5 protein-coding genes and 4 pseudogenes are annotated in these 8477 nt (G+C 60.2%); 1 reads left to right on the forward strand and 8 read right to left on the reverse strand.

Annotated elements, in window-relative coordinates; translation table 11 throughout:
• The 8 genes and pseudogenes from EN738_RS25765 to EN738_RS25795 form a co-directional block, all read right to left on the reverse strand.
• Positions 1-276: aldehyde dehydrogenase family protein (locus tag EN738_RS25765; RefSeq protein WP_127286168.1), on the reverse strand; the 276-nt coding region annotated here is incomplete at its 3' end.
• A 705-nt stretch (positions 277-981) separates the two neighbouring features.
• On the reverse strand, positions 982-1488 hold the full coding sequence (locus EN738_RS25770) for a DUF977 family protein (RefSeq protein WP_245468301.1): 507 nt from the start codon (positions 1486-1488) through the stop codon (positions 982-984).
• A 20-nt stretch (positions 1489-1508) separates the two neighbouring features.
• Positions 1509-1564: pseudogene (locus EN738_RS36950) on the reverse strand (hypothetical protein); the annotation flags it as partial.
• A 201-nt stretch (positions 1565-1765) separates the two neighbouring features.
• Positions 1766-3604: a HipA domain-containing protein gene (locus tag EN738_RS25775; RefSeq protein ID WP_127286169.1), complete on the reverse strand. Its 1839-nt coding sequence runs from the start codon at positions 3602-3604 to the stop codon at positions 1766-1768.
• 268 nt (positions 3605-3872) lie between these two features.
• On the reverse strand, positions 3873-4667 hold the full coding sequence (locus EN738_RS25780) for a pitrilysin family protein (RefSeq protein ID WP_329608241.1): 795 nt from the start codon (positions 4665-4667) through the stop codon (positions 3873-3875).
• A gap of 82 nt (positions 4668-4749) precedes the next feature.
• Positions 4750-5081 (reverse strand): annotated as a pseudogene (locus EN738_RS25785) (insulinase family protein); the annotation flags it as partial.
• A 60-nt stretch (positions 5082-5141) separates the two neighbouring features.
• Positions 5142-6396: pseudogene (locus EN738_RS25790) on the reverse strand (IS256 family transposase).
• Between the two features lie 132 nt (positions 6397-6528).
• Positions 6529-7237, reverse strand: a pseudogene (locus tag EN738_RS25795) (KUP/HAK/KT family potassium transporter); the annotation flags it as partial.
• Between the two features lie 40 nt (positions 7238-7277).
• Between EN738_RS25795 and EN738_RS25800 the strand changes: the two are divergent.
• Positions 7278-8282 (forward strand): magnesium transporter CorA family protein, encoded by a 1005-nt coding sequence (locus EN738_RS25800; protein WP_029354811.1) that lies wholly within the window; start codon positions 7278-7280, stop codon positions 8280-8282.
• Positions 8283-8477: the final 195 nt, after the last annotated feature.

Consider the following 8477-nt stretch of genomic DNA (forward strand, 5'->3'; position numbering starts at 1 on the left):
GTCGATGATCAGCTGATGCCATCGCCAAAGAACGTCGCTACGCTCTCGGGCAGTCAACGCGGCCCATCCCGACTGCGCAACATAGGCCTTGTCTACCGCAGCACGTGTCTCCTCGACGCCCATATCGGGAAGCTCTGCCAAAACTTCGCCGGTCGACGGATTGACGACCTCGAACGTCTTATTGCCAACCGGTCTGCCGAGTGCCGGCAGGCGATGGACGGCGCCAAACAGGTCCGGGGATTTCAGGTGGCGGATCATCGGCAGGCACAGGGGCAAACCGGGTTCCTCTCAAAGGCAGCTGATATGTATAATCGGCAGAGCCTCGGCGTGTACTCCGCACCTGCGGGTTCCTTATAGGGCCTCGGCCATACGGCTGGTAGACCATTCCACTCAACTTGAAAGGGAGAATTCTTGAACTCTTCTGGTCGATGGCTTGCGGTTCTCATCAGGTGCAAACTGAACAATGGACATCGGCTTCCCCACCGCGCGTACCGGCCATCGGTCCGAATAGCAGCAGTGCAGCCAAATGCCTTTTTTGAGCATCATCGGATTTGAAATTGCTTTCAAAAGTCCTCGATCTTGCCGCGCCCCATCGCGAGCGCCACAAACGGGCGTGGAAAATCAAAAGGGACCACAATCGAGAATCAGCACGGTGATGCCTTCTTTGCGACCGTAGGCACGCAGATCATCTGCAAGCTGGGCTCGGGACCGTGCAGGTCGCGCCCCAAAAAACGAGAGGGGGGTCGTTGTGGTGGAAGAAGTCGGGGATTTTCGAAAGAACGTCGTTTACGGCGGGTCGTCCCTGTAGAGCATTCCCCTCGAATGCGACCGCCTTCAAAGGAGGACTTACCATCGACTCCACGCTGATAACCGCTGCTGGCAAGCTGGAACTGAATACCGGTTAATTGCACTGAGGGCGGCGGCAACCAGCCCTCGAAAACTTTTTGCCCGGGGGATTAAGCTCGAAAAGAGTGTTCCTTATCATATGGTGTTCGCGTAAATGGACGTAGTGCGTTTCCTGGGTTGAATCACATAAAGTAGTCTGTGTTGACGTCTGCCGTACCACGTTCCCTTGCCGGTTCCATGTTGGGCTAGATGGTTTATTTCGACCAGGGTTGCCACATGTTTTTTGACGGTGTTCCGGTTTGCACCGGTCAGGTTGACGATCTCGCCAATGGTCATTCGCCCGCGCTCCTTGATGGCTTCAACTATTTGAAGGGAGAGTTCCGGAAGCGTACCGAGCACGAGACGCTCGCGCTCGATTTTCTTCTCAAGCCGCTGCTTTTGCTGCTGAAGAGCGCGCAGGAAATAAACAGCCCAGGGCTGCCAATTAGGCCTCGGACTGCGGATCGTTTTTTGAGTTTGCCGAAGCGCCAGATAGTAGCCCTCCTTGCTGTTCTCGATCACGCTTTCGAGCGAAGAGTAAGGCACATAAGCATAGCCACTGCGCATCAGCAGAAGCGTCGTCAGAACGCGATAGCCTTCCATTGCCGTCCTGGAATGGATGGATCTCCAAAAAGACCACCGTGAACATTGCTGCGACGAGCAGATATCTCGACCGCATCGACTGCGCCAGCCGACGCCCGAAGGGATTGTGCAGACGATCGAGCGGCTACCTCGCCGGCGCTAGAAGATAGGCCCTCCACTGAGCATCTATCATTAGCCTGAACTTTCGAGCCCTTGCCAAGCTTTGTCGGGGCGGTCTCGCCCATCACGGCTGGGAAGTGCGGTCCATGGAAACCGGCGTATCAGTTAGATCGATCATCTATGCAAACCCTTCGATGCGTTCGTGGACAATCGCGCGCATTTGCTCCGCCATCTTCGCGCCTTGAGAGCCGTCTGATAGAGGCGGCGGCAATTCGAGGTGGTTGAGCGCGCGTGAGAGGGCTGCAACAAGATCGTCGATGCTGGTATCCGCATCGGCTGCCTTGAGGCCAGCCGTGCTCGCGAAAGCCTTGAAGTCGGCGCGCCGCAGACGATCGTCCTTGCCGTTCAGCTTGAGGGCCATCCGGTCTTTTTCGAGGCGTGGAAACACGCGAGTCGTGACCGCGTCGTAGAGCGGAGCCATGCGAACTGAGCTGAATTGCGTGCTGCCGGGCTCTGCGATTTCCAGCAGTGCCATGTTCTTCAGGTGCATGTCGCCATCGGCGATCAGCCAGGCGAATAAGGATCGCTTCAGGACAAGCAGGACGTCTTCTTCGGGAGAGGTCGATAGCGGCCTTAGTGCCCGCGCGATGCGCTCCATCGTGCCGTCGTATTTTGCTTCGGTGGGCACGCCAAGTACCGAGCAGAAGTCCTCAAGCGCGAGCAGGTGTTTGTCCTCGAGGCCCGTTCTGATATCGAACCGCTCCACGAGTAGCGCCGGAGGCATCCCGTCAGGCATCGGGACGAGCGCTGTCGCGGGCGTCTTGAAACCGGCCGCGCTGCCCAAAGCGAGCGACTGCCATTCGATAACTGGCAGGGCCTCAAATCCGCCCGTACCCGCAGGTTTGAGAATGTGGGTAAAAGGCCGGCCGATACTGGGAGAGAGGGTGCCATCCGCACTGAGGAACATAGGCGCTTTGATCTGAACACCCGAAAGGCGAGGCGTATCAGTACGCTCGAATATCTGTGCGAGATTGCGTTCGAAACTCTGCTCCAGGTCGCCGCGACCCGGCCCTGCATACTGGCCAGTGAAGACAGTGTTTCTAGTGAAGCCATTGAGCCGGGTTAACAGGATGTCGGGCGGCAGGGCGGAGAGATCGCTCGCACGCTCGACGATGGTGATGTTGGACATGTAGCGTTTGCCCGAGCGTAGCGTCGCGCGCTCGTCGCGGTCGTTCAACACTGACTCAAGCCAGCCTTCAGGCAGCAGCGACAGAATGAAAGGAGGGAGCTTGCCCGGCGTGGTCTGGCGAACAAGTGGCGGGCCCTGATCGTCTGCATTCCAGCGCCACTCAAAACCATCATGTGTGAGATTTCCGAGCGGAGCGCCGTGCCACGCCACGATCAGATCGAGCGCGGCTCCGTTGCGTGCCGGTTCTGTGGTCAGTGGAGGGCGGAGGAAAAAGCGCTCGGCGTGCTCGCCCTCGCGATACCACTGGTTCGCGCGGGCAAGCGCCCATGTCGCGTCGGCAGCGCCCTGGGCGCTGCCGTATTGTTCTATGAGGCGGTTCGCGATTGCCTCGCGCATCGTCTCGTCGATGGATGCCGCGTGTTCGCTGCGCAGGCGGAAAGCTTCGAGGAAGCGCTGGCGCATCGAGGAGACGTCGATCCGGATTTCTCCCATTCCATCATCGACAATCGCTTGAGCGACTGATGGGTGGTCGGGAGCTGCGTTCTGAATGATTTCCAGCAAGCGCAAGCGCCTGCGCTGTATTCGTCGCCCGCTCAGGAACAGGCGGCCATCCCGGGTCGGGCCGAGAAGCACAGCGCTCGCCGCCGAGAGGTAAGCGTTGGGATACAGGTATTTGGCGATGCGGACGGCGTGCTTGAGTATCGTGGCCTCGATATCCTCCCCGGCATCGACATAGATGCCGCGCATTAGCTGGATGAGCTTGCCCGTTTCAGCCTGATAGTGGCTGCGGGTTTTATCGATGTTTTCCCCAACGAGGTGAAGGGCCATTTTCTAACTTTCCCGTATCTGATATACGGGAAAGCTAGCATAATCGGCTTCATATTCAAGAGTTTCTAACTTTCCCGAATTTGGTATACGCAAAAGTTAGAATACTTTCTCGGAACGACGGCGTTCTTCGGGTCGGGAATCGAACCACGGGAGAGAACCTGGTCTGCGAAGGCGAGCAGGCAGAACTCAAGGCGTTCATTCTGCCACACCATAGTCGGATCAGCCACACGTAGGTCGGCGAGTCCTTCAGCTATTGTAGAGCGTGGGATTATTCGCTGTCACGGGCCAACGCCCATAATCGCGGGCTCGGCCGAAAGCAGCTTCTTCGCCGCCGCCCTGCCTGCTCGAGGATCACCTGCTCGATGAGGGCCGGGCGGCGCTGGATGTAGTCTATGCCGAGTTTGTCGAGCTGCAACCCGACAAGCGTGGCGGAAATCGGCCTGGAGGAACCCAGATTGTCGATAGCATAGGCGCCGATCAGATACTTCTTGCTCGCTTCGAGTTCGGCCGCTGTTGGGCCTGTGTCGACCAGCTCCTTGATTAGTTGTCTTATCAGGTCGAGCGTCTCGGCCGCCCTGTCGGCGCGCGTCGACGTCGTCACGACAAGCATGTTGGGCTGGTAGTCTTCCAAGCTGGACGAGACACCGTAGGCAAGGCCGCGCTTTTCGCGCACTTCCTGGAACAGACGTGAGGTAAATCGTGAGCCTCCGACTATATCGTTCATCAGCTGTCCCGCGTAGAATTCCGGGTCGTTGCGTCCCATGGCGGGAAAAGCCAGCTGGAGCGAAGTCTGGGGGAGGGCGTTGCGACCTGCGTCCGCTCGCCGCTTCGGGGTGACATCAGGTACGGGGGCGAGCGCCTGTTTCTGAGGCAAATCGCCGAACAGCTGGTCGAGCCTTGCTCTCAGGGCTTTGGCATCTATGTCGCCTACGACCGCCACATGCAGCCCGTCGCGGGCGAAAGCGGCTTTGTGGAAGGCGCTTAGATCGGCGGGCGTTACGCTGGTCAGGCTCCCTTGGGCGGTCTCGAATACGGATGCGTGCCGTAGAGTCCGCGCCGCCAGGCCAGCTCGGGGATCGCGTGAGGTTCGCGCTCATCGGCAATGATTTCGGAGAGAAGCTGGGCGCGTATGCGGTCGAAAACTGCTGGTATAGCCGGCTGCGGGTCCCGCCGCCGAGGATGTCGGCCAGCAGTCGAGCGCCTCGGCCTCGCCGGGTGCGGCCGTATGATAGGACGGCACCATCCATTGCGTGGAAAAGCGCGGCACCGAATTGCGCACGCCGGTCAGCGTCACCGTGCGCTTGGCGTTTTGCTCCGGCTCGACTGGGCGGATGCGGGTTAGACCAGGAGCCGTCGGCACGGTTCCCTACGTCTTATCGGCCAGCGCCTTGACCGTTTCCGGCTCGACATCGCCGGCCACCACCAGGACGGCGTTGCTGGGCGTGTAATATTTGTCATAGAAGGCTCTGGAGTCGGTGCCGTAGCGGATCGTGTTGGAATTTGGCGGAGCAGCCTCCGGCAAATTGAGGTTATCGGTTCATGCGGCGAGGTCAATCTGCTGATCGAGTGGCTTGGCGGGGAGCGTGTGCCATCCGTCGATTTTTCGCATCGAGATTTCGCCGGACGCAATCAACGCCCAGAACAACATTGCCGCGGTTTCGGCCGAAGGCAGCACGGTCTGGGTCTTGATGCGCCGCTTGAACTCTTCATGCAGACGCTCAATCGCGTTTGTAGTTCTGGTGCGCTTTTCCACTGGCTCGGCGGCAGGCGCGTGAAGGCGAAGAGGCGCTCACCGGCCTCCTCCAGGCTGTCGGCCACCGCCCGGCACTTGAGCCGCCATTTGCGCAGGAACGCCTTGCGGCGGCTCTCGATCTCCTCCGGCGTGGCCGCGTAGATCATGTCGGTGTAATCGGCGCTGATCTCCTTGTGCAGGCGCTCGGGAGCGTGGGCGAGCAGGTTGCGGTGCTTGTGAACCGTGCATCTTTGAACCGGCACCCCGTCCCACAGCCCAGCGATCGCCCCGTCCAAGCCGGGTGCGCCGTCGACGATGAGGAACTCAGCGCGGCGGAGGCCGCGTGCGACGAGATCGTCGAGGATCGCCCGCCAGGCCTCGGTCGTCTCGCCGCCCATGTTCTTGACCGCGAGCAGGATCTTGTGGCCGTCCGCGCGCACGCCGATGACAACGAGCAGCGGGATCGAGGTCGCCTTGCGGTCGAGCCTGACACGAACCACCGTCCCGTCGAGGATCAGGCGCACGATCGGGCTCGTCGGCCAGCGAGCGACCCTTCCAGGCGTCCCAGTCCGTCTTCACCTTGCGCCAGGTGCGGCTGACGACGTCCTTGCCGATCGCGCCGCCGAACAAGGCGGCAAGCGCACGACGGACGCGTCGCGTGTTCGTGCCCGCCAGGTAGCTCGACGCGATCAGTGCGTCGGCGGCCTTCGTGCGCCGCTGATAGGCGCGCAGAGCCTTGCTCCTCCATTCCACCGTCTTGTCCTCGTCGACATCGAGGCGCGCCCGCGTAACCGTGATCTCAGTGGTGCCGAAGGTCCCCGTCAGCGTGCGCGTCCGGCTGCCGTGGCGGTGGCCGGCGACACCGGTGGTCTCATCACTGGCGCGCCGCCGGCTGCCGGCCATAACGGGGACGGGCAAGCACCGCTTCCAACTCGGTCTCGAGCATCGTCTCGATGAAGCCGCGCACCCGCTCGCGCAGGCCAGCTTCGATCGGATCAAACCAGTTGTCGAAAAGATAGCTCGTCGCCTCATCCCCCGGATGAACGGCTTCGGCTTTCATGGTAGTCCTTGTCATGGCGTAGTCTCCTGTCCGGCACCGCAAGGCCGGATGATTCGAGGTTGACACCCCGGAGACTACGCCAACTCACAATTCCAACCACTCCCGCGACGGCACCTTGGCAGTCATCTGCTCGGCAACCAAATCGAGCGGGAATTCGCTCTTGCGGGACTTCTCGAAGAGGAGGCGGGTTCCGCGAACCCAAGTCATCACGACCACACGCCGGCGACAAGGATTGAGACCCAGCCGCCGTCGAGCACTTTCATGATGTTCGCCGAGAAGAAGCCGACATCGACCACCCCGAAGACGAGCGCAAGGCGAGCGCCGGGAGGAGCGTCCACCTCCAGATACGCCTCATCACGACGTGGAGCAGGATTGTCGTCACAACCATTTCGCCCGTGACCGATATGCCATAGGCTGACGGGAGGGCGCTGGACTCACCAAAGCCGATGACCGCAACATGACCGACCATGCGAGCAGCAGGTTGACGCGCGGCAGGTATATCTGCCCGAATTGCATTTCGGATGTATGCCGGATTTCGAAGCGCGGAAGCATGTTGAGCTGGACGGCCTGTCGCACAAGTGAATAAGCGCCGGAATCACGACCTGGCTGGCGATCACAGTTGCCGCCGTAGCCATCACCACCATCGGCACCAACGTCCAGCCGTGGTCATCTCGAAGAATGGATGTCAGATCGTCCCGCCTCGGGAAAGAACGAACGCGCCCTGCCCGAAATTGTTAAGCAGCAGGCACGGAAATGCGATCGCCAGCCAAGCCAGCACAATCGGCCGGCGGCCAAAATGACCGAGATCAGTGTAGAGCGCTTCAGCCCCGGTTACGGAAAGGCTCCGCGGGCGGCATACTGCCTTGCCGAAGGGGCCATAAATGCTGCGCATCTACACGGGCCAGAACGGCCATCTGACAGCAATTGACGGCTTGCCGGAGGCCGAAGCTCTCGGTGCTCTCTGGCTCGACCTCCTCAACCCGACTGTTGAGGAAGTGAAGCTTGTTAAGGCGCATCTGGCCATTGATATCCCGACGCGCGACGAGATGGCGGAAATCGAGTTGTCGGACCGTCTTTATCATGAAGACGGCGCCGAGTTCATGACGATCACCGCGGTCGCGAATATCGAGGGCGAGGACCCTGTCAAAGCGCCGGTTACCTTCGTTATCAAGGGCCAGACGCTCGTCACTGTCCGCCACGCCGAACCGAAGCCGTTCTTGATCTATGCGGCGAAAGCACAGCGTACTAGCGGCCCTCCCTGCACGTCCGGCGAATTGGTGATGCTGGGTCTGATCGAAGCGATCATCGACCGCGCGGCCGACACGCTTGAGCGCATCGGCGACGAGATTGATGCACTCTCACGCGAAATTTTTCGCAACACGTCTCCGAGCGCCTCGAAGAAAACACGCAACCTTCAATCCCTTGTCGAGCGAATCGGCCGGAAGGGTGAGCTGCTGACGAAAATTCAGGAGAGTCTCGTGAGCATCGCGCGGCTCGTCGCCTACCATAGCGCGAGTGACTCGACCAGCTGGGCAGTCGCGTCGTCCGGTCGCAAGTTGCAGAAGGAAATCCGGCAACGTATCAAGCTCGTCCAGCGCGATGCCACGTTCCTCAGCGACCATGCGACCTTCCTGTCCAACAAGATCAACTTCCTGCTGGACGCGACGCTGGGTCTCATCAATCTGGAGCAGAACCAGATCATCAAGATTTTCTCGGTCGCTGCCGTCGTGTTTTTGCCGCCGACGCTGGTTGCCTCGATCTACGGCATGAACTTCGATGCCATGCCCGAGCTAAAATGGCTTCTGGGCTATCCTTTTGCGCTGGGTCTGATGGTGCTCTCCGCCGTGGTTCCGTATCTCTTTTTCAAGCGGCGCGGTTGGCTGTGAAAGGAAATAGGCTGGTTCGGGGCGCTTACTGAAAGTCCCACTTCCCGGAGCGGTCGCGCAGCTCAGCGAATTCGACATCTTGACTATCGCACGACACGTTGGCCTCGAGGTTGAGCAGCTCAAGCGGGACATGGAAGACCGCGCCATCGAAAACGTCCTCGAGCGCAATTGCGCGCTCGCCAAGGAGCTGTACAT

The sequence above is a fragment of the Mesorhizobium sp. M4B.F.Ca.ET.017.02.2.1 genome (assembly GCF_003998955.1).
Taxonomy (GTDB): domain Bacteria; phylum Pseudomonadota; class Alphaproteobacteria; order Rhizobiales; family Rhizobiaceae; genus Mesorhizobium; species Mesorhizobium abyssinicae.

What these genes read in the sequence shown, in the direction of transcription:
- EN738_RS25800 (WP_029354811.1), top strand. Translation starts at nt 7,278, where the DNA reads ATGCTGCGCATCTACACGGGCCAGAACGGCCATCTGACAGCAATTGAC.
- EN738_RS25775 (WP_127286169.1), bottom strand. Translation starts at nt 3,604, where the DNA reads ATGGCCCTTCACCTCGTTGGGGAAAACATCGATAAAACCCGCAGCCAC.
- EN738_RS25770 (WP_245468301.1), bottom strand. Translation starts at nt 1,488, where the DNA reads ATGGAAGGCTATCGCGTTCTGACGACGCTTCTGCTGATGCGCAGTGGC.